At 42.6% G+C, this 26,015-nt stretch carries 20 protein-coding genes; 6 read left to right on the top strand and 14 right to left on the bottom strand.

Features of this window, described 5'->3' with window-relative positions; translation table 11 throughout:
* Positions 1-497 precede the first annotated feature (497 nt).
* From thiL to queA, 10 genes are all read right to left on the bottom strand, one after another.
* A complete protein-coding gene (gene thiL, locus PR709_RS07795) occupies positions 498-1,487 on the bottom strand; it encodes a thiamine-phosphate kinase (RefSeq protein ID WP_014656776.1) in 990 nt (329 codons plus the stop codon).
* Positions 1,488-1,622: 135 nt separating this feature from the next.
* Positions 1,623-2,039: a transcription antitermination factor NusB gene (gene nusB / locus PR709_RS07800; protein WP_004926984.1), complete on the bottom strand. Its 417-nt coding sequence runs from the start codon at positions 2,037-2,039 to the stop codon at positions 1,623-1,625.
* A gap of 26 nt (positions 2,040-2,065) precedes the next feature.
* Positions 2,066-2,536 carry a 6,7-dimethyl-8-ribityllumazine synthase gene (gene ribH, locus PR709_RS07805; RefSeq protein ID WP_004926982.1) on the bottom strand — a complete coding sequence of 157 codons (471 nt, stop codon included), beginning with the start codon at positions 2,534-2,536 and terminating at the stop codon, positions 2,066-2,068.
* 102 nt (positions 2,537-2,638) lie between these two features.
* Positions 2,639-3,754 carry a bifunctional diaminohydroxyphosphoribosylaminopyrimidine deaminase/5-amino-6-(5-phosphoribosylamino)uracil reductase RibD gene (gene ribD / locus PR709_RS07810; RefSeq protein WP_088499025.1) on the bottom strand — a complete coding sequence of 372 codons (1,116 nt, stop codon included), beginning with the start codon at positions 3,752-3,754 and terminating at the stop codon, positions 2,639-2,641.
* A gap of 4 nt (positions 3,755-3,758) precedes the next feature.
* Positions 3,759-4,208 carry a transcriptional regulator NrdR gene (gene nrdR / locus PR709_RS07815; protein ID WP_004926977.1) on the bottom strand — a complete coding sequence of 150 codons (450 nt, stop codon included), beginning with the start codon at positions 4,206-4,208 and terminating at the stop codon, positions 3,759-3,761.
* Positions 4,209-4,386: 178 nt separating this feature from the next.
* A complete protein-coding gene (gene secF / locus PR709_RS07820) occupies positions 4,387-5,355 on the bottom strand; it encodes a protein translocase subunit SecF (protein WP_014656778.1) in 969 nt (322 codons plus the stop codon).
* 10 nt (positions 5,356-5,365) lie between these two features.
* Positions 5,366-7,213: a protein translocase subunit SecD gene (gene secD, locus PR709_RS07825; RefSeq protein ID WP_014656779.1), complete on the bottom strand. Its 1,848-nt coding sequence runs from the start codon at positions 7,211-7,213 to the stop codon at positions 5,366-5,368.
* 28 nt (positions 7,214-7,241) lie between these two features.
* Positions 7,242-7,574 (bottom strand): preprotein translocase subunit YajC, encoded by a 333-nt coding sequence (yajC, locus tag PR709_RS07830; RefSeq protein WP_004926971.1) that lies wholly within the window; start codon positions 7,572-7,574, stop codon positions 7,242-7,244.
* Positions 7,575-7,667: 93 nt separating this feature from the next.
* Positions 7,668-8,795, bottom strand: coding sequence for a tRNA guanosine(34) transglycosylase Tgt (gene tgt / locus PR709_RS07835; protein ID WP_004926970.1), 1,128 nt, complete (start codon positions 8,793-8,795; stop codon positions 7,668-7,670).
* An 89-nt stretch (positions 8,796-8,884) separates the two neighbouring features.
* Positions 8,885-9,955 (bottom strand): tRNA preQ1(34) S-adenosylmethionine ribosyltransferase-isomerase QueA, encoded by a 1,071-nt coding sequence (queA, locus tag PR709_RS07840; RefSeq protein ID WP_036941828.1) that lies wholly within the window; start codon positions 9,953-9,955, stop codon positions 8,885-8,887.
* A gap of 297 nt (positions 9,956-10,252) precedes the next feature.
* Between queA and PR709_RS07845 the strand changes: the two genes are divergently transcribed.
* The 4 genes from PR709_RS07845 (at position 10,253) to ggt (ending at position 14,674) form a co-directional block, all read left to right on the top strand.
* Positions 10,253-10,861 (top strand): acyl carrier protein phosphodiesterase, encoded by a 609-nt coding sequence (locus PR709_RS07845; protein ID WP_014656782.1) that lies wholly within the window; start codon positions 10,253-10,255, stop codon positions 10,859-10,861.
* A gap of 299 nt (positions 10,862-11,160) precedes the next feature.
* Complete coding sequence (locus PR709_RS07850; protein ID WP_004926964.1) at positions 11,161-11,763, top strand: peroxiredoxin C; 603 nt, start codon at positions 11,161-11,163, stop codon at positions 11,761-11,763.
* Positions 11,764-12,053: 290 nt separating this feature from the next.
* On the top strand, positions 12,054-12,674 hold the full coding sequence (locus PR709_RS07855; RefSeq protein ID WP_004926962.1) for a hypothetical protein: 621 nt from the start codon (positions 12,054-12,056) through the stop codon (positions 12,672-12,674).
* 233 nt (positions 12,675-12,907) lie between these two features.
* The gene (ggt, locus tag PR709_RS07860) at positions 12,908-14,674 is read left to right on the top strand and encodes a gamma-glutamyltransferase (protein WP_004926960.1); all 1,767 of its coding nucleotides are present in this window, start codon (positions 12,908-12,910) and stop codon (positions 14,672-14,674) included.
* A gap of 181 nt (positions 14,675-14,855) precedes the next feature.
* Here the strand turns inward: ggt and PR709_RS07865 are convergent, their stop codons facing one another.
* From PR709_RS07865 to phoB, 4 genes are all read right to left on the bottom strand, one after another.
* On the bottom strand, positions 14,856-16,574 hold the full coding sequence (locus tag PR709_RS07865) for a thiamine pyrophosphate-dependent enzyme (RefSeq protein WP_060560965.1): 1,719 nt from the start codon (positions 16,572-16,574) through the stop codon (positions 14,856-14,858).
* Between the two features lie 214 nt (positions 16,575-16,788).
* Complete coding sequence (brnQ, locus tag PR709_RS07870; RefSeq protein ID WP_272570846.1) at positions 16,789-18,114, bottom strand: branched-chain amino acid transport system II carrier protein; 1,326 nt, start codon at positions 18,112-18,114, stop codon at positions 16,789-16,791.
* A gap of 540 nt (positions 18,115-18,654) precedes the next feature.
* On the bottom strand, positions 18,655-19,971 hold the full coding sequence (gene phoR, locus PR709_RS07875) for a phosphate regulon sensor histidine kinase PhoR (RefSeq protein ID WP_004926950.1): 1,317 nt from the start codon (positions 19,969-19,971) through the stop codon (positions 18,655-18,657).
* Positions 19,972-19,990: 19 nt separating this feature from the next.
* Positions 19,991-20,680, bottom strand: coding sequence for a phosphate regulon transcriptional regulator PhoB (phoB, locus tag PR709_RS07880; protein ID WP_014656785.1), 690 nt, complete (start codon positions 20,678-20,680; stop codon positions 19,991-19,993).
* A gap of 283 nt (positions 20,681-20,963) precedes the next feature.
* On the opposite strand from phoB, the gene sbcD reads away from it, so the two are divergent.
* Both sbcD and PR709_RS07890 read left to right on the top strand, forming a co-directional pair.
* Positions 20,964-22,181 (top strand): exonuclease subunit SbcD, encoded by a 1,218-nt coding sequence (sbcD, locus tag PR709_RS07885; protein WP_102957334.1) that lies wholly within the window; start codon positions 20,964-20,966, stop codon positions 22,179-22,181.
* Positions 22,178-25,855 carry an AAA family ATPase gene (locus tag PR709_RS07890; protein ID WP_272570847.1) on the top strand — a complete coding sequence of 1,226 codons (3,678 nt, stop codon included), beginning with the start codon at positions 22,178-22,180 and terminating at the stop codon, positions 25,853-25,855. The genes sbcD and PR709_RS07890 overlap by 4 nt, the downstream gene beginning before the upstream one ends.
* The last annotated feature ends 160 nt before the right edge of the window (positions 25,856-26,015 follow it).

Consider the following 26,015-nt stretch of genomic DNA (forward strand, 5'->3'; position numbering starts at 1 on the left):
CTTATGTGAAATTTCATTTTTCTTATTTAAGATAAAATTATTTTGATCATCGATAAGATCAAACTAAGCTAAAATTCTTTTAAAAGGATCTTGCTTTTATCTCAAATAAAGTTCAGTATGAAGTTAATACCCAATTACCCTCATAATAATTTTTGTCATTATTGACATAAATGTCTCATATTTATATGAGATATACGCCTCATTTTTATTTTAGCTGCCTTTTGGCAGCTTTCTTTTGCAAAAAAGAAAATAAATCAAATAGATTCAATAGATTAAGTAATTCCCTCTAATTTTCTAATCGCTATTTTTAATATCCTCTATCTAGAACCTATTATATTTTTCTATAAAAAATCACGGTAATGACCTCTTTGTAACCTATATAAAATAACAACACGGATTATTACGATAACAAAAAGATCTTTTTTGATCGCTTAAAATAAAAAACCCGCCTCAATCACTGACACGGGTTCACTAAACAGCATGATTATTTTATCAACTTAACTATTAACATCCGTTAATGCAAAATGATCAAACCCTTTAAGGGCAACATCAACCGCCTGATTATCACAATAATAACTGATCCCTTCTGATTGCGGTTTTATTTGACCAATACACGTAAAATTAGCGCCTGTATGAGCCAATGCTACTTCTAAAGCACCACGATTAACTTCAGGGATCGTAAAGCAAAGCTCATAATCTTCACCACCACTTAACGACCAAATGCGTGCTTGCTCTACAGAGCAGTTTTGTTGCAACGCCTCGGAAAGTGGTAAAGCATCAAGATTAATACGAGCGCCACAGCCGCTAGCCTTGAGGATATGATTGAGATCGGAAATTAAACCATCAGAAATATCAATCGCGGAAGAAGCTAAGTGGCGTAACGCCTGCCCTTGTAAAATACGCGGCTGAGGACGCAGATGACGCCCAATTAGCCATGACTTTTGGCTCTCATCAGCAATATCTAATTTCCCCTGTAATATTGCTAAACCCGCAGCGCTGTCACCTAGTGTGCCCGTCACGTATATCCAGTCGCCATTACGGGCTCCTGAGCGTGACAATGCTTTCCCACTCGGTACTAAGCCATGTACGGTATAAGTTAGGCTCATTGGTCCACGCGTTGTATCACCGCCAATTAGCTGCATACCGTAATAGTTAATTTGCTCAAATAAGCTATCGCTAAATTGCTCTAACCAATCTGGATCAACATGAGGTAGTGTGATCGCTAGAGAAACCCATGCCGGATCTGCTCCCATAGCAGCAAGATCACTTAAATTAGACGCTAATGATTTGTAAGCAAGATCGGCTGGAGAAATTTCAGGAAGGAAGTGGATACCAGAAACTAATGTATCGGTGCTCACAGCAAGCTGCTGTTTTTCTGGGATGGTCATCAACGCACAGTCATCACCAATACCAATATTCACATCCCGTCTGTTTGTTGTTTGACGGTTAAAGTAACGCGCGATGAGGTCAAATTCGCCATATGACATGGTAGCTTTTCCATTTTCGCTATGCCCAGTTATCAACTTCATCACTGATAATTAGACATAAAAGACAAAGATAGGCCGGAACCCAGCCTACCTCATTACTACTGTAGTATTACAGGAGGGAACCCTGATCAATTTTTATTTTTTACGACGAACAGAAGGCGCAGCCTTATCGAGAACACCATTCACAAATTTATGGCTATCTTCAGCACCAAAAACTTTGGCTAGTTCAATGCCTTCGTTAATTGCAACTTTATAAGGCACATCTTCACGGTAGCTTAGTTCATACATAGCAACACGTAAAATCGCTTTCTCTACCTGCCCCAACTCTTCAAGCTGGCGAGATAGGAAAGGAGCCATTAGCTGGTCAAGCTTAGCAGCGTTATTGGCGACTCCCGACAACAGTTCACGAAAATAAATAACGTCAACGTCAGACATGTCCTGTTCAGCAATAAATTCATATTCCACATCGGAAACATTATTACCGGATAATTGCCATGAATAAATGGCCTGTACAGCACACTCACGAGCGCGGCGACGAGCAGCAGGTTTCACAAGATTCCCCTTAAATAAAAACTAAATCAGCCTTTTACAGCTTTAAGTACATTAATCATTTCTAATGCCGTCAGAGCAGCTTCAGCGCCTTTATTGCCAGCTTTAGTACCAGCACGTTCAATGGCTTGCTCAATATTTTCAGTCGTCAAAACACCGAAAGTGACTGGCACTTCACTGTTCATTGCGACATGAGAAAGACCTGAACTGCACTCGCCTGCAACATATTCAAAATGCGCAGTTCCACCACGGATCACCGTGCCTAATGCAATAACAGCATCGTATTTTTTCGTTTCGGCCAGTGCTTTAACGGTTAATGGTAGCTCGTAAGCGCCTGGCACCCAGACAACAGTGATGTTATCTTGAGACACTTGGCCGATACGCTCTAAAGCATCAACAGCACCGTCCAGCAGACTATCATTAATAAAGTTGTTAAAACGAGCGATTGCAATGGCGACACGCGCTTGTGGCGCGGCAACAACACCTTTAATTACGTTCATAGCCTTCCTTTAATATTAATTATAACCCGCGGGGCGCGGATTTTATCACATTCTTTCGTTAATCGCGTGGTTGAATTTTAGCAAAATGATAAAAAACTTTTATTACCACACAGGACGTAGCCTGACACGCAGGTCATCACCGACTTTCTGCACATCAGTAAATTCAAATTTTTGTGCATCTGACAAATGTGCAAGTGCTGGAATATTCACCAAACCTCGCGCTGTATCCCCTAATAATTTAGGAGCAATATAGACAATCAGCTCATCCACCAAACCAAGTTTTAGCAATGAGCCAGCGAGTATTGGTCCTGCTTCAACCCAAACGCTATTCACATTTCGTTTAGCCAACTGCATCATCAAGATCACAAGGTCAATACCATTATCATCAGATGGAATAGCAAGCTGTTCAACTTGCCCCTGCCAAACCGCATCAGGCTCGGGTTGAGAGCGAACTAACCAACATTCACCTGCCAATTGGGTGACCTTATGTTCCGCCGTGACGCGATTATGGTTATCTAAAACAATACGAATTGGTTGACGCAATGTGCTTTGCGGATAAACAGCGTGTATCTCGGCAGGTAATTCATTCCAACGTACGGTCAGTGAAGGGTTATCTGCCAGCACAGTACTACTGGTACTCAAAATTGCACTCGCTTGCGCACGCAATACCTGTACGTCCTGCCTTGCTGCTGCTGACGTGATCCATTTACTTTCACCTGATTCTAAGGCCGTTTTGCCGTCAAGGGAGGCTGCAAGTTTCAGTTGAACATAAGGGAATGCTGTACGCATACGCTTTAAAAATCCACGGTTTAATGATTCCGCTTCTTCCATCAATACGCCACTTGCGGTTTCAATCCCCGCTTGAGAAAGCATATATAATCCCCGACCTGCAACTTGAGGATTGGGGTCTTGCATTGCTGCCACAACACGACGAACACCCGCATTAATCAAAGCCTCAGCGCAAGGTGGGGTACGACCGTGATGGCTGCATGGCTCTAATGTTACGTAGGCGGTAGCGCCTTTCGCTTTCTCTCCTGCCATGCGTAAGGCATGAACTTCAGCATGCGGTTCACCCGCTTTTTGGTGATACCCTTCACCAACAATTTCACCATCACGTACGATAACGCAACCCACATTAGGATTTGGTGAAGTGGTAAAACGGCCTTTTTGGGCAAGCTCAAGTGCCCGCGCCATATAGATGCGGTCTTGTTCAATCATGTTCTTAATCCTGTAATTTAGCGATCTCTTCGCCAAACTCCCGTACATCTTCAAAGCTACGGTAGACTGAAGCAAAGCGGATATAAGCCACTTTATCCAGTTTCTTCAGTTCATCCATCACTAAATTACCAATCATTTTAGAAGGGATTTCACGTTCCCCTGTTGCACGTAGTTGTGATTTGATAGAAATAATGGCCTGTTCAACGGCATCAGCACTTACGGGCCGTTTTTCCAAGGCCTTTTGCATACCACGACTTAGCTTTTCTTCATCGAAGGGTTCGCGTACTTCATCACTTTTAATTACCCGTGGCATAACAAGTTCCGCCACTTCAAAGGTGGTGAAGCGTTCATGGCAAAGCAGACATTGACGACGCCTGCGCACTTGAGAGCCTTCTCCAACCAGACGCGAGTCAATTACTTTCGTATCTACAGCAGAGCAAAATGGGCAGTGCATAGTGTTTCCTGATTCTTATTTCGGGTAAACAGTGTAACCCAGAGCTTAATAAAAAACACCCCGCAAGACTGTACATTTGCAGTCTAACGGGGTGTTTTCATGTTTAAGCCATCTTTTTAGAACACACCAGACGGCTTTCATTCAGTCACCTAAGCCACCGACTTTCACCCAATGGGGATTACGGTAGTAAAGACTCTTGGTCAGCACCTTCTTTCTCAACTTTCGGTGGAAGTAAGTGCTCACGTTTCATACCCATTTTCAGTGCTAGTGCAGAAGCCACATAGATAGATGAAATCGTACCGATGGTTACACCGATTAACATGACCAATGAGAAGCCTTCTAACATCGCGCCACCGAAGATATACAGCATCAGCACCACTAACAGTGTTGTTGCAGATGTCATAATGGTACGGCTTAAGGTCTGTGTTAAAGAGACGTTCATAATTTCATACGGTGTACCGCGACGAATTTTACGGAAGTTTTCACGGATACGGTCAGATACAACGATACTGTCGTTCAGTGAATAACCAATAACGGACATCAATGACGCCACGATGGTCATATCTATCTCAATATGGAACAAAGATAGAATACCTAACGTAATCACAACGTCATGGGCAAGTGCTAATACTGCACCTGTCGCTAGACGCCATTCAAAGCGGAAACCAACATAAATCAAGATACAGATAAGCGCCGTTAACAGTGCAAGTGCCCCTGTTTGAGCAAGTTCTGCCCCAACACTAGGCCCCACAAATTCAATACGCTTCACTGTCGCTTGCTCATCAACATTTTTATTGATGATAGTGATGATCTCTTTACCGACTTCTTGACCTGCAACCCCTTCAATAGGTGGTAAACGGATCATGATGTCACGGCTGCTACCAAAATTTTGGATTAAAGGATCTTTGTGAGCCGTATTAGAAAGGCTGTCACGAATTTTATCCAAATCAGCTGGCTGACTCAGGTTGACTTCGATGACTGTACCACCAGTGAAGTCAAGGCCCCAGTTAAAGCCTTTCATCCCAATAATCGCGATAGATGCGATCAGTAATACAATAGAAATCCCAAAGGCAACGTTGTCCCAGCGCATAAAGTCATAGACTTTACGACCATAGTTCAATTGTTCAACAGTATAATCCTGTGCCACAACGTGCTCCTTAAATTGACAGCTTGTTGATACGTTTACCGCCATATAGCAGGTTCACGATAGCACGTGTACCAATAATAGCTGTAAACATAGAGGTGGCGACACCGATAGCTGTCGTAATTGCAAAGCCTTTGATTGACCCTGTACCCACTGCATACAGAATAATTGCAGTGATAAGTGTAGTCAGGTTTGCGTCGATAATACTTGAGAAAGCGCCTTTATAGCCTTCATGAATAGATTGCTGGACTGAACGCCCATTGCGCAACTCTTCTTTAATACGTTCGTTAATCAAAACGTTAGCATCGACGGCGACAGCAAGGGTCAGTACGATACCGGCAATACCTGGCATGGTCAGTGTGGCGCCTGGTAACAAGGACATCACCCCAACAATCATGATCAAGTTTGCAAACAACGCCGTACTCGCAATCAAACCAAACTTACGATAGTAAATAATCATAAATAAGATTGAAGCGAACAAACCAGCTAAACAAGCTTTTAGACCTTGTTCAATGTTTTGTAAACCAAGAGTCGGCCCAATAGTACGCTCTTCAACGATTTGGATTGGCGCAATTAACGCACCAGCACGTAGCAATAGCGACAATTGACGAGCTTCGTTTGGATCAGTGATCCCCGTGATACGGAATTGGCTTCCGAAACGCGCAGAAATATTCGCCGCGTTAATCACTTTCTCATCTTTCATCAAAATTACACGGCCTTCGGCATCTTTTTTCCCGCTGTCTTTATATTCAACAAACAGCGTTGCCATTTGTTTACCCTGATTGTCACGGGTAAAATCAGACATGACAGAGCCACCCGCGCTATCAAGGCCAATACTTACTTGTGGCGCACCATTTTCATCACTACCTGAAGTTGAGTCAGTGATGTGGTCACCAGTCAGGACGACTCGCTTATACAGAACGTAAGGGAAGCCATTACGATCATACTTAACCTCAGAATCGCCCGGCACACGGCCATTTTCTGCCGCTGCTGGGTCAACACTTTGGTTAACTAAACGGAACTCTAAGGTTGCCGTTGCCCCTAAAATTTCTTTGGCACGCGCGGTATCTTGGATACCAGGTAACTCAACAACAATACGCTCCGCACCTTGGCGCTGAACAAGAGGTTCTGCAACACCCAATTGGTTTACACGGTTACGAATAATGGTAATGTTTTGAGATACGGCATAGTTACGAGCCTCACGTAGACGCTCATCCGTCATAACTGCAGTCATGGTATTATTGTTACCATTAGAAAATACAAGATCTTGGAACTTACGAAGGAGTATTTTCTCTGCTTGGCTACGATCATCAGCATTACGGAAACGGATCTCAACGCTGTAATTGTCGCCTTTACGGATAGAAGAGTACGGAACTTTTGCTTGGCGCAAATCGTTACGTATACCGTCCATGTTTTGTTCCTGCAATTTACTTAATGCAGTGTCCATATCGACTTCCATGAGGAAGTGAACCCCACCACGCAGGTCTAGACCGAGTTTCATCGGCTCACCACCAACAGCTTCTAGCCATTTAGGTGTTGCAGGTGCAAGGTTTAATGCAACAACATATTGGTCACCCAGAGCGCTAACCAGTGCTTCACGAGCGCGCAATTGAATATCCGGGTTGTTGAATCGGGCAAGTACAGCCCCATTTTCCAAGGCAATAGATTTGCTCTGGATATTGTCTTTTTCTAACGTTTTTTGGACTTGGATCAGCGTTTGCTCATTGGCGGCGGTTCCCCGCACGCCAGTGATTTGAACAGCCGGATCCTCACCATATAGGTTTGGAAGCGCATAAAGCAGACCGATGAGGATCGCAGCGATCAGCATCAGATACTTCCACAAAGGATAACGGTTTAGCACGGCAGTTCCCTTCGGGAAAAATCAGAAATTAAATACCTTTCATTGTGCCTTTAGGTAAAACAGCAGCAACGAAATCACGTTTGATAGTTACTTCGGTGTTCTCACTCAGTTCAAGAACAACATAACCATTATCAGAAACTTTGGTTACACGACCAATCAAACCACCTGTTGTTAAAACTTCATCGCCCTTAGTGATTGACTCCATCAGTTTACGATGCTCTTTAGCACGTTTTTGCTGTGGACGTAAAATCATAAAATAGAAGATCAAAGCAAACACGGCGAGCATAATAATCATCGTATACGGGTTGCCCTGTGCTGGCGCGCCTGCAGATGCCGCTGCTTCAGAAATAAAAAAACTCATTCAACTTTCCTCATTGTTATTGAACGCTATTTAAAACATAAGTACAGCAAAGCTTAATATGCTACACAGATTAAGCTCATTTCGCACTTAAATTCATTCCATATTTAATGAAGGTTGGCTTTTGCCAATCTTCTGATAGAAATCTTTCGCAAACTCTTCAAAGTTACCATCTTCAATCGCTTGACGAATACCAGCCATTAGACGCTGATAATAACGCAAATTATGAATGGTATTTAGCCTTGCGCCAAGAATTTCATTACAACGATCGAGATGGTGTAAATACGCACGACTATAATGACGGCAAGTATAGCAATCACACTCAGGATCGAGTGTTGAAGTATCCGATTTATACTTCGCATTGCGAATTTTTACCACGCCATTCGTGACAAATAAATGACCATTGCGCGCATTTCGTGTTGGCATCACACAATCAAACATATCGATGCCACGGCGAACACCTTCAACTAAATCTTCCGGTTTACCAACCCCCATTAAATAGCGAGGTTTATCCGCCGGAATTTGTGGGCATACATGTTCTAAGATACGATGCATATCTTCTTTTGGCTCGCCTACCGCGAGGCCGCCTACAGCGTACCCATCAAAGCCAATCTCTACCAGCCCCTTAACTGAAATATCACGTAAATCTTCGTAAACACTACCTTGAATGATGCCAAATAGTGCGTTTTTGTTGTTTAATTCATCAAAGCGTTGACGGCTACGTGCAGCCCAACGTAAGGACATCTCCATGGATGTCTTCGCGTAATCCCAATCGGCAGGATATGGCGTACACTCATCAAAAATCATCACGATATCTGAGCCGAGATCGTATTGAATTTCCATTGACTTTTCAGGGCTTAAGAAGATTTTTTCACCGTTAATAGGGTTACGGAAATGCACACCTTCTTCTTTAATTTTACGCATAGCACCAAGGCTAAAGACTTGGAAACCGCCTGAGTCAGTCAAGATAGGACCTTGCCATTGCATAAAATCGTGTAAGTCACCATGCAATTTCATGATCTCTTGCCCTGGGCGCAACCATAAATGGAAGGTGTTACCAAGCAGAATTTGTGCACCTGTTTCTTTGACCTCTTCTGGGGTCATCCCTTTGACTGTTCCATAAGTACCAACAGGCATAAAAGCGGGGGTTTCCACCACGCCACGCTCAAAAATCAAGCGCCCACGACGCGCATTGCCATCCGTGGTTTGTAATTCATATTTCACGTTTATTTCTCCTAGCAGCAGAAAAACAGTCTGTTGCTGATATTAACTTTCACAGGCGAGCAGCTTATCCACCGCCTATCTAACTCACATTACTGCCCAATCTGCTCAAAACGAGCATCAGGATTACGCGTGATATACATAGCATCACCATAACTAAAGAAACGATATTTTTGTGCTACTGCTTCTTTATAGGCCTGCATAGTATTTTGATATCCAGCAAATGCAGAAACTAACATAATCAGTGTCGATTCTGGCAAATGGAAGTTGGTGATCAAAGCATCAACCACTTGATACTCAAACCCTGGATAAATAAAGATTTGGGTATCATCAAAAAATGGGGCAATGAGCGCATCTTGGCTCGCTTTTGCCGCACTTTCTAATGAGCGTACAGAAGTGGTTCCGACAGCGACCACACGGTTACCTCTCGCTTTACATGCCAATACGGCATCCACAACCTCTTGTGGCACCTCTGCATATTCAGAATGCATGACATGATCTTCGATAGTGTCAACACGCACGGGTTGAAAGGTTCCCGCGCCGACGTGTAAGGTGACGAACGCCATTTCAACGCCTTTTTCACGTAGTGCATCCAATAAAGGCTCATCAAAATGCAAGCCAGCGGTAGGAGCTGCAACCGCGCCAGGACGTTGGCTATAAACGGTTTGATACAGTTCTTTATCCGATTCTTCATCAGGGCGGTCGATATAAGGTGGTAATGGCATATGCCCGATTTCATTGAGGATACTCAATACATCGCGCTGATCATCAAACTGCACTTCAAATAAAGCCCCATGGCGCGCAACCATAGTCGCATTAACGCTTTCATCTTCACCTAAAATCAGCTCTGCACCCTCTTTCGGGGCTTTAGATGCCCGAATATGAGCAAGTACGCGATGCTCATCCAGCATTCGTTCGACCAGCATTTCGATTTTGCCACCGCTCGCCTTACGACCAAATAGCCTTGCTGGAATGACACGCGTGTTGTTAAACACCAGCAGATCACCGGGTGACAGTTTCTCAAGGATATCCGTAAAAATACCATGCGTGAGCTGCCCCGTTGGGCCATCAAGGCTTAGCAGTCTACATGCGCTTCGCTGCGCTTGAGGATAATGGGCAATTAATTCTTCAGGTAACTCAAAAGTAAAATCGGAAACACGCATTGTCTTAACTTCAATCTAAAAAAACAGGCGACTAGTCTAGTGCTGAGCACTCAAAGGCGCAAGAAATAAGCGTATTTTTGCCGAAAAAACCTTCAATATTTAACAAATATTTCTCAAGTCACGAAAATTTTCTTCCTTATGTCATCGCTGCATCGCTGTTTGCTATTCGATTTCGTGCTAAACGGATATCTCTAGGCAATTTCAGATCCGTGTTAAAACAACAGACCATAGACATCTAAAGATGCGTGCACAGTAAACGGGCTATAATTTACCAAGCATCGAGTATATGATATCAACATGAACTTTCTTGCTCACTTGCATCTTGCCTATAAAGCGAATAGCTCCCTATTGGGCAATATCATGGCCGACTTCGTTCGTGGCAACCCAGAAGGCCATTATGCGCCCGATGTTGTCGCGGGGATCACTATGCATCGAGCTGTTGATAAGGCGACAGACTCTCACCCTTTAGTCAAAGAAGCGCGCGCACTGTTCAGGCCGGATTACCGTCGGGTCGCGCCGATCACACTTGACCTTGTATGGGATCATTTCCTCTCATTGCATTGGTCTAAAATCGAACAAACTATCGGATTGGCCGATTTTATCTATTATGCACGTCGCCAAATTGAACCTAATCTGCGTCATACGCCTGAAAAGTTTCAGGAGTTAAATGAGTTTCTCTGGCCCCAAAATTGGTTAATTCGCTATGCAGATAAAACATATATAGGGCAATCATTGAATGGAATGGCACGTCGGCGGCCTAAACTACATGCGCTTAGCGGCTCTTTTGATGACTTTTTATTGCAATATAAGCCACTTGAACAGATTTTTTTCCAGTTTTATCCGCAAATGATACAACAGGCTGAACAAGGAATATTTGTCGGTCACCTCACAACACTGAAGCCTTGATCAATTATCACTTGTACTTTACCGTAATAAAACTATTGTATTGATATCAATTTGTTAAATAAGTATAATTGATAGATAAAAACTATCACAACGATTGGTATTTATACCTTTATTCTTTGTAGGGAATTTCATATTCTCTCTTGATATATTGCCTAAATAATTTGAACGGTTTGTTGGCAACCAGCGAAAGGCTTCCTAGCAGCAAAATAGCGCTATCACTAGGCACCTAACGCGGTCCAATAAGTGGTTTAAACTATTATGGATATAAAACCTTTAATTCAAACTCATAGGAGTAAATTATGGTTCTGGTAACACGTCAAGCCCCTGACTTTACTGCTGCAGCTGTTCTAGGTAACGGTGAAATTGTTGACAACTTTAACCTGAAAAATCACCTAAACGGCCGTCCAGCGGTGATCTTCTTCTGGCCAATGGACTTCACTTTTGTTTGTCCTTCAGAACTTATCGCGTTCGACCACCGTTATGAAGAATTCAAAAAACGTGGTGTGGAAGTAATCGGTGTTTCTTTTGACTCTGAATTCGTTCACAACGCATGGCGTAAAACTCCTGTTGATAACGGCGGTATTGGTGAAGTGAAATACCCAATGGTTGCTGACGTCAAACGTGAAATCATGAAAGCATACGGCATTGAGCACCCAGAAGCTGGCGTTGCTCTGCGTGGCTCTTTCTTGGTCGACAAAAATGGCGTTGTGCGTCACCAAGTCGTTAACGACCTACCACTCGGCCGTAACATCGATGAAATGCTGCGTATGGTTGATGCGCTGCAATTCCACGAAGAGCACGGTGATGTTTGCCCAGCGCAATGGGAAAAAGGTAAAGAAGGCATGAACGCATCACCTAAAGGTGTTGCTGACTACCTGACTAAAAACGCAACTGGCCTATAATTCATAGCGTTTACTGTTTTTATGGATCGGCATAAACTTCGGTTTATGCCGATTTTTTATTTTTGACAATCCCATTTGCCCGCTTTTACTTTATTCTCTGCTTTTTATTCGTCTTTTTTCAAATAATTATTGCTAGAAAGTTCTTAATTGATGCTAAAGAACAATATATCTGAGGATATATAGCGCACCATACTTTTACAGGACTGCTATTTATAATATGGTTACATTTATCCATAAATAGTTACATTTTTAACTCAATATAGCGTCAATCGTAAAGTAGGAAAAAAACGATGAAATTTAAACTGTTAGCATCGGTTGTTATAGCTGGTACTTTGCTTGCAGGCTGTGATAACAACCAAACAGCCTCTGAAAGTAATTTCAAAAAATCCATTCAAGATTATCTCGATACTAAATCGGCTATTTGTATCAATACTGGCCCATTCCCTGCTGAGCTTTTAGCACAAGCAAATACTCGAAAAATAGAACAATTAGATAGTTTGGTTGATGCTGGATTATTAAACAAATCAGAAAAAAAAGTCGTTATCAAAGATATGTGGGGAACAGAACAAACAGGTGAAGGTGTTGAATTTACCTTAACGAGTGAAGGTCAAAAATTCTTTGATGAAGCAAAAGCCGAATTTTCTGGGCGTGGCAGCTTCTGTACAGGTAAGTTAGTGGTCACTGAAGTCACGAATTTCACAGAGCCAGCTGAGCGCGGTGGTCAAAAAATCTCTATCGCTAACTTTAAACAAAAAATTGAAGATGTGGCACCTTGGGCCAAAAATGAAAAAGTCATTGCCGCCTACCCACAAATCAAATCAACCCAAGAGCGTGCTGAAAAATCACAACAAAGCCCATTGGTACTGACCAATAACGGCTGGATCCATATTGCATTGTTCAACCAAAAATAAATTGGTCTCCCTAAGCAGAGCCACGATCAGGCTCTGCTTAACCCATTGTTTTATATTTTTAAGTTAATTTTTTCACTACATTGTTAACATTTCTCGATTGTATCTTTCAGTCTCTCCAGCTATTTTATGCTATACATAAAGAACACAATTAATTAACAAATGAATCACATTAGTTAATTGTGTTACTCAATTTCATAAAAAGCCCATTCCATTTTATTCATCGGGAGATACGAATGATAAAAACATCATGGCGCCCCTCTGTCCTATTACTTTCACTGCTTATCTCACCTCAACTCTTTGCCGCCTCAGAACCTGCTGTCGAGGCCAAAAAAGGAATGGTTGTGTCTTCTCAACACCTAGCCTCTCAAATTGGTGCCGACATCCTTAATGCAGGCGGTAATGCAGTTGATGCGGCTGTTGCTGTGGGATATGCCCAAGCCGTGGTTAATCCATGCTGTGGGAATATTGGTGGCGGCGGATTTATGACCATTCACCTTGCTAATGGCAAAGATCTTTTTATCAACTTTAGAGAAACCGCCCCAGAAGCCGCTAGCGCTAATATGTACTTAGATAAGAATGGTAATTTAATAAAAGATGCCAGCCTCTATGGTTACCTCGCTTCGGGGGTTCCGGGAACGGTAAAAGGGCTTGATTATGCGCTCGAAAAATATGGCACAATGAGCCGCCAGCAAGTCATGGAGCCGGCAATTAAATTAGCCAGAGAAGGTTTTGTTTTAACGCGGGCAGATACCGATGTCCTAGATACCACTGTCGATCGCTTTAAGCAAGACCCAGAAGTCGCACGCATTTTTTTAAAACCTAATGGTAGTGCCTTTCAACCTGGCGATCTGTTAGTACAAACCGACTTAGCCAATACCCTTGAAAAAATTGCGAAAGAAGGCCCTAAAGCTTTCTATGAAGGCGAAATACCGAAGATCGTAGAAGAAGCGTCTAAAAAGAATGGGGGGATCTTAACCGCAAAAGATTTTGCTAATTATACGATCACCGACACCACACCAATTAGCTGTACCTATCGAGGCTATAAATTTATTTCAGCACCGCCACCTAGCTCGGGTGGGGTAACCATCTGCCAAACACTCAATATCTTAGAAGGCTATAACCTTAAAGAGATGGGGTTCAATTCGGCAGAATATATTCATACTCTCACAGAGGCAATGCGCCATGCCTACATGGATAGAAACACTTTCCTAGGCGATCCGGCATTTGTCGATAACCCAACCGACAAGTTATTGAGTAAAGCCTACGCAGAAGAGCTACGTAAAGAGATCAAACCTAACCAAGCAACGCCATCAACACAAGTCCAACCCGGTGTAGGGCCACATGAAAAACCAGAAACCACTCATTACTCTGTTGTCGATGACAAAGGTAATGCGGTTTCAACGACTTATACCATCAATGGCCGTTTCGGCTCCGTGGTGATCCCGCCTGGTACAGGGTTCTTTTTAAATGATGAGATGGATGATTTCACCACCAAAGTCGGTGAGAAAAATATGTATGGTTTAGTTCAAGGTGAAAGAAACGCGATTGCTCCTGGTAAGCGCCCACTATCATCGATGAGCCCAACCATAGTGACCAAAGATGGTAAAGTGTTCTTAGTACTCGGCTCCCCAGGCGGGTCACGGATTATTTCAATCACATTGCAAACCGCCCTGAATATCATTGACCATGGAATGCCTCCTCAAGAAGCCGTGAACGCACCACGTATCCACCATCAATGGTTACCCGATGAAGTTTACTATGAGGAGCGTGGTGTCTCTAAAGATACCTTAGCGTTGCTCGATAAGATGGGCTACAAAATGGTAGAACAAACACCATGGGGCGCAGCAGAGTTAATTATGGTACCCGTACCGGATGCTAAAGGAGATAAAACAGACTCATCAGGCAATGATGCCGCAGTTTCAGGCAAAGTTCGCCAAGGCTATATCTACGGTTCAAATGATGTTCGTCGTCCAGCCGGTAAAGCCGTTGGTGTCGATTAAAATCCACACTTAAAACAAATGGCGGGATAACCCGCCATTTAAATGATTAGCTAAGTGGGGAGACCCGCTTAGTGTTATCTACTAAAAAATCAACAAATTGATATTTTTAATGGTTTTCACAATCTCTTATGGCCGCAGCCAAACACCTTGATGTTGACCCACGACCTGAAATTACCTTGCGTTATTTACGAATAAAATTATCCACAATAAGGCTGATCGCTTCTTCACTACGACCATGTAAAACCGCTTTTGCCGTATAAAGCCCCATACCGACAACACTATTAAGCTCTACATTCGGTGGCATAACCAATTCATTCGGTGAAGTATGCACGTTTAATACCGCTGGGCCATTATAATTTAGGAAGCGGATAACAGCGTCCTCCAATGCTTCTGGGGATTCAACTGATTCACCAAACATCCCTAACGCACTCGCCAGCTTACCAAAATCAGGGTTTTCTAAATCGGTATAGTTATTCAATAACCCTTCAACTTTTTGTTCTAATTCAACAAAGTTAAGCGATTTATTGTTGATGATAACGATTTTTGCCGCCAATTTTTCTTGCGTCATAGTGAGTAGATCGCCTAATAGCATCGCTAACCCACCATCACCTGACATAGAGATCACTTGGCGATTAGGAAACGCTTTTTTCAATCCTAATGCTTGAGGCATTGCGTTAGCCATGGTGCCATGTTTTAAGCTCGTTAATGTTCTTCGCTGCCCATTGGTATTGATATAGCGCAGCATCCAAACCATTGCAGAACCCCCATCTGCCGTAAAAATAGCGTCGCTATCTGCATGCTTATCGAGTAGCTGAGCAAGGTATTGAGGGTGGATGACATGAGCTTTCGCCCCTTTTTCTAGCCAGCTAATTTTTTCGAGTGTCTTTTTGTGCAAATCGACAGATTTACGTAAAAAATCATCATCGGTTTTATTGTCAATTAAAGGCAATAATTGCAATAAGGTTTCATTGACATCACCATTAAGCCCTAAATTGACAGGGTGGCGTTTACCGATATTTTCTAAATTAATATCAACTTGTACGATGGTTGCTTTTTCAGGGAAAAATTGAGGCCATGCGAAATCAGTACCTAACAGCAGCAAAGTATCGCAGTTTTTTAACATGGTAAAACCGGACTCAATACCGATCATTCCCGTCATTCCCACATTATATGGGTTATCATATTCAATAAAATCTTTGGCTCGTGAGGTATGTGCAATTGGCGCTTTTAATTTTTCTGCCAATTGAAGAAGTGCTCCTCTGGCATCTTTACTACCAATTCCCGCATAAATACCTATTTTCTTACCTTTATTTAATACATCTGCCAGCGCTTTAATATCTTCTTGAGCAGGGATAATTCGCGGTTGATGATAATTGACGGCTATTTTATTTGGATAGTCTATTTCAGACTTGCTTATATTTACTGGAAGAATAATAACAGCGACACCTTTTTGACTTAAAGCTGCACTAATGGCATTTTTTGTCACTTCAATCGCTTTATCAGGGCTAATAATTTCTTCGCAGAATACTGAGCATTCACTATAAACGGATTTAAAATCGACGTATTGAGGGAAAGAACTATCGGTTGTATTAGTATCTAATTGGCTTGCAATCAAAATAACAGGCGCGCCATTGCGATGTGATTCATATAATCCATTAATAAAATGTAAGCTTCCAGGTCCACAGGAGCCTGCACATGCGGTGAGTTGGCCTGAAATAAAGGATTCGGCACCGGCGGCAAATCCCCCAACCTCCTCATGCCTTACATGGATCCACTCCATCTTACTTTCATGTATCGCATCCGTGACATAATTTAAAGTATCACCAACGATGCCATAACAATGCTTCACACCTGAATTTTGGAGAATATCAACAATCACGCTAGCAACATTTTTTTTCATGCAAGGCTCCAATAGCAGATTATTTCTTATAAACAAAAGATCACAGATGACTCTTGTCTACATATTTATATTATTAATATCACAATAAGTAATAACTGCAATTAAAAGCACTATTTTTATTTTAAACCTTTCTTTTTATGATATTTTTCCGTCAGAATAAGAAGTAAAAAAGGAGCTAATAAGCTCCTTTTTCTATTATTGAATATTGATATTTTTAGGCTTGTTTATGTTCGGCTGCGGGTGTGATCACTCGGTCACAAATTGCCGCTACAATTAACACCACAAATGATGGTAATAACCATGCCAAATCTTGTTGATATAACGGAATTCCAGTCATCCAATCAGGAATATACGTTTTCAGATGATCTGACGCTTTCGCTGCACCAATTAACCCCACAATAAAACTGGTCAACATGGTTGGGGCAACCACCACACTTGGGTTACGCCACCACTTTAAAGTAAAGCTTAATAAAATAAGCACAATACAAGGTGGGTAAATCGCCACTAATACAGGAACAGAAAACGCAATCAGTTTACTTAATCCAAGATTAGAAACGACCATGGAGAATGCACCAAGTACCAAAACTAGCGTGCGGTAAGAGATTGGCACATAGCGGCTAAAGAACTCCGCGCAAGCACAGGTCAAACCAACAGCCGTCACCATACAGGCAACAAAAATCAATACGGCAAGGAAGAAGCTACCATAGTTACCAAATGTATACTGAACATAGGCATGCAGAATATCAGCACCATCTTGAGGGTTTGGAATAATGGATGCGCTGTTTTCACCTAATTTAAATAGTGAAAGGTAAACCAGTGTCAGTAGCACTCCCGCAATCAGCCCCGCCCACATGGTATAGCGGGTCAGCAGTGAGGAGTTTTCGATACCTCGCGAACGAGCCGCATTAACAATCACGATACCAAAGACCATTGCTCCCAATGTATCCATCGTCAAATAGCCATTGATAAAGCCATTTGAGAAGGCCATATCGCGGTATTCATCTGTTGATAACATAGGTTGACCTGCCGGCCAAAGCACAGCCGCAACACCAAGGATAGCAAGGGCTAACATTTTTACAGGTGCCAGTATGTGACCTACACTATCCAGCAGTTTACCTGGGTATAGAGAAATACCGATGACCAGCACAAAATAGACTGCACTATAAATTAATAATGATATATCTGATTCGCCACCAAGTAGCGGTGCAATCCCCACTTTGTAAGAAACCGTCGCAGTGCGAGGCGTGGCGAATAGCGGGCCAACAGACAGGTAAGCAACAACAGCAAGCAATAGCCCCGCCGTTTTACCAACAGGTGTACTTAGGGCTTCAATACCCCCACCCACTTTGGCTAATGCCACAACGGTTAAAACAGGCAACCCCACACCTGTAACCAAAAAGCCTAGCGCGGCAGTCCACACTTGCTCGCCAGCCTGTAAGCCAACCATTGGTGGAAATATGATATTTCCAGCACCAACGAAGAGCGCAAAGGTCATAAAACCTAAGGCAAGAATATCTCTGGATGTTAAACGATGAGCCATATTTTATGTTAAATCTTTGTAACGGTGTTAGAAAATATAGAGTAACCAATCAGTAACTCTTTGAATTATAAATGGCGGTATAGAATTCTAATTAACAAGTTGATAAACAATACAATGTGTACGATTTATCACATCAGGCAAGATTAAAAATCAAAAAACAGAAAAAATCGCCAATAACTGGCTACAAGTAAAACTTTTATAGGGAAAAAAGGCAATAGCAAACCTAAAAACAAGAATAAATCTCTAAAGTATTTTTTATAACTAGTGATTACTGTCAGTAAAATAAGAATATGCGCTATATGATTTGAACAAAAAACAACCAATTAAACCATTATTTATCTTATCTTTTAAATCGATTATGGTTTTGCAAAGCGAAATATAGGTTTTTTAGAAAACAGAAATTTTTAATAACCCATCACAAATATAGAGAGATTCATTTTTTAAATAAGAAGGAGCGACATATCTGGCGGTGATAATGATATGTTGGATTGGGTCGATAAGAACGGCTGTTTGCCGCTCTCATCGAGGTATGTCACGTCTTTAATGAAGTGTTTTAGCTGTTTTTTTGTCTGATACGATCAATACAGGAGGCAGGGTAAAAGAGAATTCGCTCCCCTTGCCTAACTGACTGGTTATCATTAATTGGCTATTATGATGCTGCAAAGCGTGTTTGACGATCGCTAAACCAAGCCCCGTTCCTCCCCCTGTTTGGCGAGACCTCGCCTTATCAACACGGTAGAAACGTTCAGTTAAACGTGGAATATGCTCTGGGGGGATCCCCAACCCATTATCAGCAACGCCAAAACGTGCCCCATTATGTGTTTTCTGCCAACTGACTTGGATCGTTGTCCCTTCCGGTGTATGCATAATGGCATTATAGACCAAGTTAGCCACCGCACTACGAAGCTGCTCTTCATTACCGTAAACATACAGCTTTTCATCAACCATAAATTTAAACTGTTGCCGCCCTTGGCTTAAACTCATCGCTTCCTGTTCAATCATTTTTAAAATTACAGGAATATTTACCTGCTCATCTAAATTAATATGAGGCGCCACTTCAATGCGAGATAACTGTAACAGTTGTTTAATCAAATTATCCATTCGATGCGCCTGCTCTTGCATTACCGTTAACGCTTTTTTGTTGGCAGCTGAGGCATTTTCTTGATCATCTAATACTTCAAGATAACCTTGGATCACCGTTAGTGGTGTGCGTAGTTCATGGCTGACATTCGCAAAAAAGTCTCTACGTGCTTTTTCTAATCGGCGCTTTTCCGTGACATCCCTCGCAACCATTAATAGCTGACCTTCGGTATAGGGTAAGACACGAAATTCAACAATAGCGCCACTGTTTAGCTCTATCGTTAACGCTTGTTCATAGTTTTGTAATGTAAAATAACGGCTGAAATCTGGATAGCGTAATAAATTAAAAATCGGTTGCCCGCTATCTTCCGGCCAGCGAAAACCTAATAAATGTTGAGCATGGCGATTACACCAAAAAATATTCCCTTCAAGAGTCATCATTACGACGGCATCAGGGAGAGATTCTGCGCCACTGCGAAAGCGTTTGATCAACTGCCCTAATTCACGCCGACGTTTTCGGTTGCGCTGCTGAAGCTGATAGATCCCATAAAAGATTGGCTCCCAGCCGCCTTTACCATCAGGGGGCAGCATGCTCCGATCAAGCCATAACCAATATGACAACTTCATCAAGTTATAACTGTGCCAAATCAGCGCTGCGGTCAATGAGATGACTAAAAGCCATGCAAGATGGCCGATAAAAATCGATAAGATTAATGCAGGTAAGATGAATAAAAACAGCCCCCAAATTAGCTGTTTCCATGATAGGCGTTCAAGCACTGGTATCTCCTGTTATTGATCAGTAACGCACTGAGAAGCGATAACCAGTACCACGCACTGTTTGAACCATTTTATCATGCCCTTCAGCCTCCAAGGCTTTTCTGAGGCGGCGGATATGCACATCAACCGTTCTATCTTCAACATACACATTCGCTCCCCATACATAATTGAGTAACTGCTCGCGGCTATATACTCGTTCAGGGTGAGTCATAAAGAAATGCAGCAGCTTATACTCCGTCGGCCCCATATCAATAGGAGTGTCATTACTGCTGACCCGATGAGACGTTGGGTCTAGTGTTAACCCGTTCATTTCAATAATGTCTTCTGTTGCCATCGGGGAAATACGGCGTAGAATGGCTTTCACACGAGCGACAAGCTCTTTGGGTGAAAACGGCTTTATTAGGTAATCATCCGCCCCTACTTCCAAGCCTTTTACGCGGTCCTCCTCCTCCCCTCTTGCGGTTAACATCATCACAGGAATATCGCGCGTATCACTGTCACGTTTCATGTGTTTAATCACTTGAATGCCTGAACCACCAGGGATCATCCAGTCTAATAAAACAAGGTCGGGTAATGGATCAACTAACTGCGCGATGGCGGAATCATAATCATCAGCTTCAATCGACTGAAAACCATTCTGCTCTAATACAAAACAAACCATTTCTCGGATGGGCGCTTCATCTTCAACCACTAGAATGCGTCTTGCCATGATTAATCCTGTAAATAAGAAGAGATCATTAAAAGTGAAAGCATTATGCGTCACTTTTATGACAGAATTATGAATACCGTCATCAAATAACAATAATCCTTTCTATATTAGCGGTAAATTGTCATTTAAGTGAAACATTCTCGTCATACTTTACATTGTCGCGCCTGCTGCTTCGCCTATCGTTATCACATTGAATTGTCTGCTTGTTCAGAGATCCCCTTAAAGGGTCATGATAGGGTATACTGAGCATAGTATACATATAAAGCCGTAGGAAGGGGCCTTCATGCGTATTATCCATACCTCTGACTGGCACCTTGGCCAGTATTTTTTCACTAAAAGCCGCGCAGCCGAACATCAACAGTTTTTAACTTGGCTTATTGAGCAGGTCAAACTTCATCAAGTTGATGCCATGATTGTTGCGGGAGATATTTTTGATACCGGCTCCCCCCCAAGTTATGCCCGTGAGCTTTATAATCAATTTGTCGTCTCGCTACAGCAAACAGGTTGCCAATTGGTGATCCTAAGTGGTAACCATGACTCTGTTTCCGTCTTAAATGAAACCAGTTCACTGCTTGCCTATTTGAATACGGATGTCGTCACTTCAGGAGCAACGCCCCATGTGATCACATTAAAGAATGCACAAGGGCAACCCGGAGCACTGTTGTGTGCGATCCCTTTTCTACGCCCTAGAGATATTCAATTAAGTGTTGCAGGACAGAGCAGTGAAGAGAAGCAGCTATCATTACAAACAGCCATTCGTGACTATTACCAAGCTAGCTATCAGCTTGCCGAGCAGCAGCGGCAAACTATGGGGTTAGATATCCCAATTATCGCAACGGGGCATTTAACGGTTGTCGGGGCTGAATTGACGGACTCTGTGCGTGATATCTATATTGGTACTTTAGACGCATTTCCCTCTGCCGCTTTCCCTCCGGCTGACTATATCGCCTTGGGGCACATTCATCGTCCGCAAGTTATTGGTCAACAGCAACATATTCGTTACTCTGGTTCACCGATTGCATTAAGCTTTGATGAAGCGAACCAACAAAAAAGTGTTTGCTTAGTGGAGTTTGATGGCCGCGAACTGTCGCAAATCCACCAACTTGCGATCCCAACTTTTCAACCTTTGCAAACACTAAAAGGGTCACTTGCAGACATTCAAAATCAGTTACATGCACTCTCTATCAAGCCAGATACGCCCCCAGTTTGGTTAGATATCGAAGTCGCTTCACAGGACTATCTTGCTGATATCCAACAACGTATCGAAAGTATTATCAAAGGCTTACCCGTTGAAGTTGTATTGTTACGCCGTGCACGTAAACCACAAAACCCCCAACAAGCTCTCGCTAATGAAACCTTAAATGAGCTTACCGCCGAAGAGGTATTTTTGCGTCGTTTAGCGGAAGAGTCGCTAGATGATAAAGAAAAAGAGCAGCGCTTATTAGTACTCTTTAGGCAATCTTATGACGCTTTGCGTGCTGAGTTAGAGGGAAATTCATGAAAATCTTAAGTCTACGCCTAAAAAATATTAACTCTCTAAAAGGCGAATGGAAAATTGACTTCACCCAAGAGCCGTTTGCTAGCCAAGGATTGTTTGCGATCACAGGCCCTACTGGAGCAGGTAAAACCACCTTACTAGATGCTATTTGTCTCGCACTCTATCACCAAACACCTCGTTTAAGTACGCTATCCGTTAAACAGAATGAGCTTATGACACGCCATACTGGCGAGTGTTTGGCTGAGGTGGAATTTGAGGTCAAAGGTATCGCTTACCGCGCATTTTGGAGCCAACGACGAGCCAGCAACAAGCCAGAAGGAAAATTACAACCGCCAAAAGCCGAGCTAGCGACTGTCAGTGACGGCAAAATCATTGCGGAAAAAGTCAGTGACATACGAGAACAAATTGTTCAGATCACAGGGCTAGATTTCGGACGGTTTACAAAGTCTATTTTGCTTTCACAAGGGGATTTTGCCGCCTTTTTAAATGCGAGCGAAAAAGAGCGAGCCGATCTGTTAGAAGAGATCACCGGCACGGAAATTTATAGTCAAATATCCAGCTATATCTATCGCCAGCACAAACAGGTCAAAAATGATTTAGAGATTTTAAAAGCTCGAGCGCAAAGCATTCATTTGCTCACCGAAAGCGAACATCAAGCCCTCATCGAACAACAAACCGTATTAGCAGACCAAGAAAGGCAGCTTAATCAAAAACGAACGCAAAACCAACAAGCGTTATATTGGCAGCAACGCCAACAACAGTTAACTGCCCGCTTACATCAGTTAGAGCTTGATCAACAGCAGGCTGAAAAGGCATATCAAGACGCTGAGCCTCAGTTTAAAAAACTCTCAGACAATCTGCCTGCCGAAAATTTGCGTCCTTTATGGCAGGATGTGGAACGCCAACAACAGGCATTAAATGAATTATTAGAGAAGCAACAGAGCCTTTCGCAACAGTGTGAAAATAACACTCAACAACTTGCGCCTTTACAAGCACAACTTGCTCAAGTCCAACATGAGCATAGCCAGCACCAAAATTATGTTCAGCAGCAAACCGTGTTGATCGATACCCACGTTCGCCCATTAGATAATGCGATTCTTCATCTACACCAACAGATTAAAGAAATTTCAGAACAAAAAGAGCAATATCACACGGAATATCAATCGAAGCACAGCTTAATTACTCGAACCCAACATCAAGCTCATTTGGACCGTGAAGAGTTACAGCAAATTGAACATTACCTACAGCAACATCCCCAAGATGCGGCTATTACCCAACAAATAGGTTTATGGCGGCAACAAGGTCAATTTATTGATGAATTGAGTCAAAAAGTACAAGCCTTAGAGCAAAAACAACAACTACTGCAACAAGAGCAGCCAGCATTAGTTAGCGAGCAACAACAGCAAATTGAGCAAAATGCCCAAACGCAGCACCAACTTGAACAGGATACTGCGGCATATCAACTCGTTGAAAGTCGCTATCTAGAGTGGCAAGAAAAACAAGATATTGAACAACTTAATCAATCAATAGAACAGCTACACACCAGATCACAACATGCCCAACTTTTACCTTTATTGTTATCTCAATGGCAAGAGCAGCAAAACCAATTAAAAATCAAACAACACCAGCAAGAGGAGCTAACCCAATCAATTTCTCAGGCTGAAAAGCAGCTCCAGCTAACTGAAATACAAATTACGCACCTTCAGCCTCATTTAACAGATTTGAATGTGCGGTTACGCTTAGAGCAGAAAATCGTCAGTTTAGAAAAGGAGCGCCAACAACTTATTGCGGGTGAGCCTTGCCCACTTTGTGGCTCTACCGAACACCCTGCAATTGAACAATATCAATCTGTAGAGCCAACGCAAACTGAACAGCGCTTAATCGCATTAACCAAACAGTTAGAAGAGCTTAAGCAAACGCAAGTCACTCAACAGTCGCTACTGCAAAGAGAAATGCAGCGCCAAGCAGAAAATCAACAGGCACAACAGCAGCTTATAGCTCAAGAGCGTCAACTGCGAACACAATGGATGACCGCGTGCCAGAAGGCTCTCGCCCCTGAACTGACCACGACTCATGCTGCCGTAGAGCAGTTGCTCACGGATATCCAAAAACAGTTATCAGAGAAACAGCAGTCATTACAGGCGTTCACCGCCCTCGAACGTGAATATCAACAACTTAAACACCGATTACATGAGCAGCAGTCATTAAATAAACAGCAACAATCCTCGCTCGCCTTGCTTACTGAACGAATTAAGCATCAGCACCAACTTATTGATGAAACACAAAAAGAGCATGTCGTACACCAACAGCGCCATAATCAGCAGCAGCAACAGCTCCACGGGGCTTTGGCTGAATTTAGGTTGCCTGAAAGCAAAAGTTTTGAACAGTGGTTTACGTTACTAGAGCAGCGTGGTCAGCTATATGCTGCGAAAAAACAAAGTGCGCAAGATATTAGCCAAAAAATAGCGGTCGCTGAGGCGACGTTGCAAGTTGAGTTAGCTCAACAAACCCATTTAAGTAAACGGCTAGAAAATACGCAACAGCAATTGCAACAGGTACAACAACAGGTTGAACAAAAACAGGCGGCACGGCAGCTATTACTTGATGGGCAATCTATTTCACAATTTATGGGTCAATTGCAAGATCAGCAAAACAAACTGGCTCATCAGCAACAACAACTTAATGAGCAGGTCACGCATCATGAAAAACACTTAGCTTCTCTAAAAGGCAGCCTTAACGAGGTCATCACAACGATAGAAAAGACACGATATCAGTTAACCACAGCACAGCAGCGCTTCGAGCATGCCCTTTCGACTAGCCCATTTGCAACACAGCAAGCATTCTTAGCCGCACTATTAGCGCCGGATGAAAAGCTGCAACTTGAACAATTGCAACAACGATTACTCCAGTCACGTTTACAAGCGCAAACCCGTTATAAAGAAGGTGAGCGCGCACGACAAGAACATTTGGCCCAAAAGCCCGATGATCATATTGAGGCAAGCTTGGAGGAGTGGCAGCAAGCAATTATTCAGCTTGATGAGGAGATTAAAAATCTCAATAAACAACAGGGGCAGATCTTCAGCCAACTCGAAGCAGACAAACAACAACGTCACCAACAACGTGGCTTATTACAAGAAATCGAGCAGAGCCAATCCCACTATGAAGATTGGGGATATCTCTGCGAACTGATTGGCTCAGCAGAAGGAGATAAATTCCGCCGTTACGCGCAAGGGTTAACCTTTGATTGCCTCATTTCTCTCGCTAACCTGCGCTTGGATAAGCTACATGGTCGCTATTTGCTAAAACGTAATCATAATGCGGATCTGGAATTACAAGTGATTGATGGCTGGCAGGCCGATACTATCAGGGATATTAAAACCCTCTCTGGCGGAGAAAGTTTCTTAGTCAGCCTAGCGCTTGCTCTCGCATTATCGGATATGGTGAGTAACAAAACTCAACTCGAGTCTTTATTTCTCGACGAAGGCTTTGGCACACTCGACCCTGAAACATTAGATATTGCCTTAGATGCGTTAGAAAGCCTGAATGCATCCGGAAAAACGATTGGGGTAATTAGCCATGTTGAAGCGATGAAAGAGCGAATTTCTGTACAGATCCCCGTGAAAAAGACCAACGGCTTTGGCTTTAGTGAATTACCTAGCCGATATCGTATCCGTTAAAATATAAATGGCGCTTTATCATAGGAACAAGACATTCCTAGATAAAAGCGCCTTACCACATCAATCAAAAATTTCTTTCAATTTTCTATCATGAAGGGCTGATAGATGCTCCCCAATGTAATCATAAAAAATAACAATTTGTATTTAATTGATTTTAATA

Origin of the sequence: Providencia sp. PROV267 (assembly GCF_028477825.1) — a bacterium.
Taxonomy (GTDB): domain Bacteria; phylum Pseudomonadota; class Gammaproteobacteria; order Enterobacterales; family Enterobacteriaceae; genus Providencia; species Providencia stuartii.

Coding starts and splice junctions, on each gene's coding strand:
- PR709_RS07845 (WP_014656782.1), top strand. CDS start 10,253: ATGAACTTTCTTGCTCACTTGCATCTTGCCTATAAAGCGAATAGCTCC.
- yajC (WP_004926971.1), bottom strand. CDS start 7,574: ATGAGTTTTTTTATTTCTGAAGCAGCGGCATCTGCAGGCGCGCCAGCA.
- queA (WP_036941828.1), bottom strand. CDS start 9,955: ATGCGTGTTTCCGATTTTACTTTTGAGTTACCTGAAGAATTAATTGCC.
- ribH (WP_004926982.1), bottom strand. CDS start 2,536: ATGAACGTAATTAAAGGTGTTGTTGCCGCGCCACAAGCGCGTGTCGCC.
- thiL (WP_014656776.1), bottom strand. CDS start 1,487: ATGTCATATGGCGAATTTGACCTCATCGCGCGTTACTTTAACCGTCAA.
- PR709_RS07865 (WP_060560965.1), bottom strand. CDS start 16,574: ATGAAAAAAAATGTTGCTAGCGTGATTGTTGATATTCTCCAAAATTCA.
- PR709_RS07890 (WP_272570847.1), top strand. CDS start 22,178: ATGAAAATCTTAAGTCTACGCCTAAAAAATATTAACTCTCTAAAAGGC.
- sbcD (WP_102957334.1), top strand. CDS start 20,964: ATGCGTATTATCCATACCTCTGACTGGCACCTTGGCCAGTATTTTTTC.
- ggt (WP_004926960.1), top strand. CDS start 12,908: ATGATAAAAACATCATGGCGCCCCTCTGTCCTATTACTTTCACTGCTT.
- brnQ (WP_272570846.1), bottom strand. CDS start 18,114: ATGGCTCATCGTTTAACATCCAGAGATATTCTTGCCTTAGGTTTTATG.
- PR709_RS07850 (WP_004926964.1), top strand. CDS start 11,161: ATGGTTCTGGTAACACGTCAAGCCCCTGACTTTACTGCTGCAGCTGTT.
- ribD (WP_088499025.1), bottom strand. CDS start 3,754: ATGATTGAACAAGACCGCATCTATATGGCGCGGGCACTTGAGCTTGCC.
- PR709_RS07855 (WP_004926962.1), top strand. CDS start 12,054: ATGAAATTTAAACTGTTAGCATCGGTTGTTATAGCTGGTACTTTGCTT.
- nrdR (WP_004926977.1), bottom strand. CDS start 4,208: ATGCACTGCCCATTTTGCTCTGCTGTAGATACGAAAGTAATTGACTCG.
- phoB (WP_014656785.1), bottom strand. CDS start 20,680: ATGGCAAGACGCATTCTAGTGGTTGAAGATGAAGCGCCCATCCGAGAA.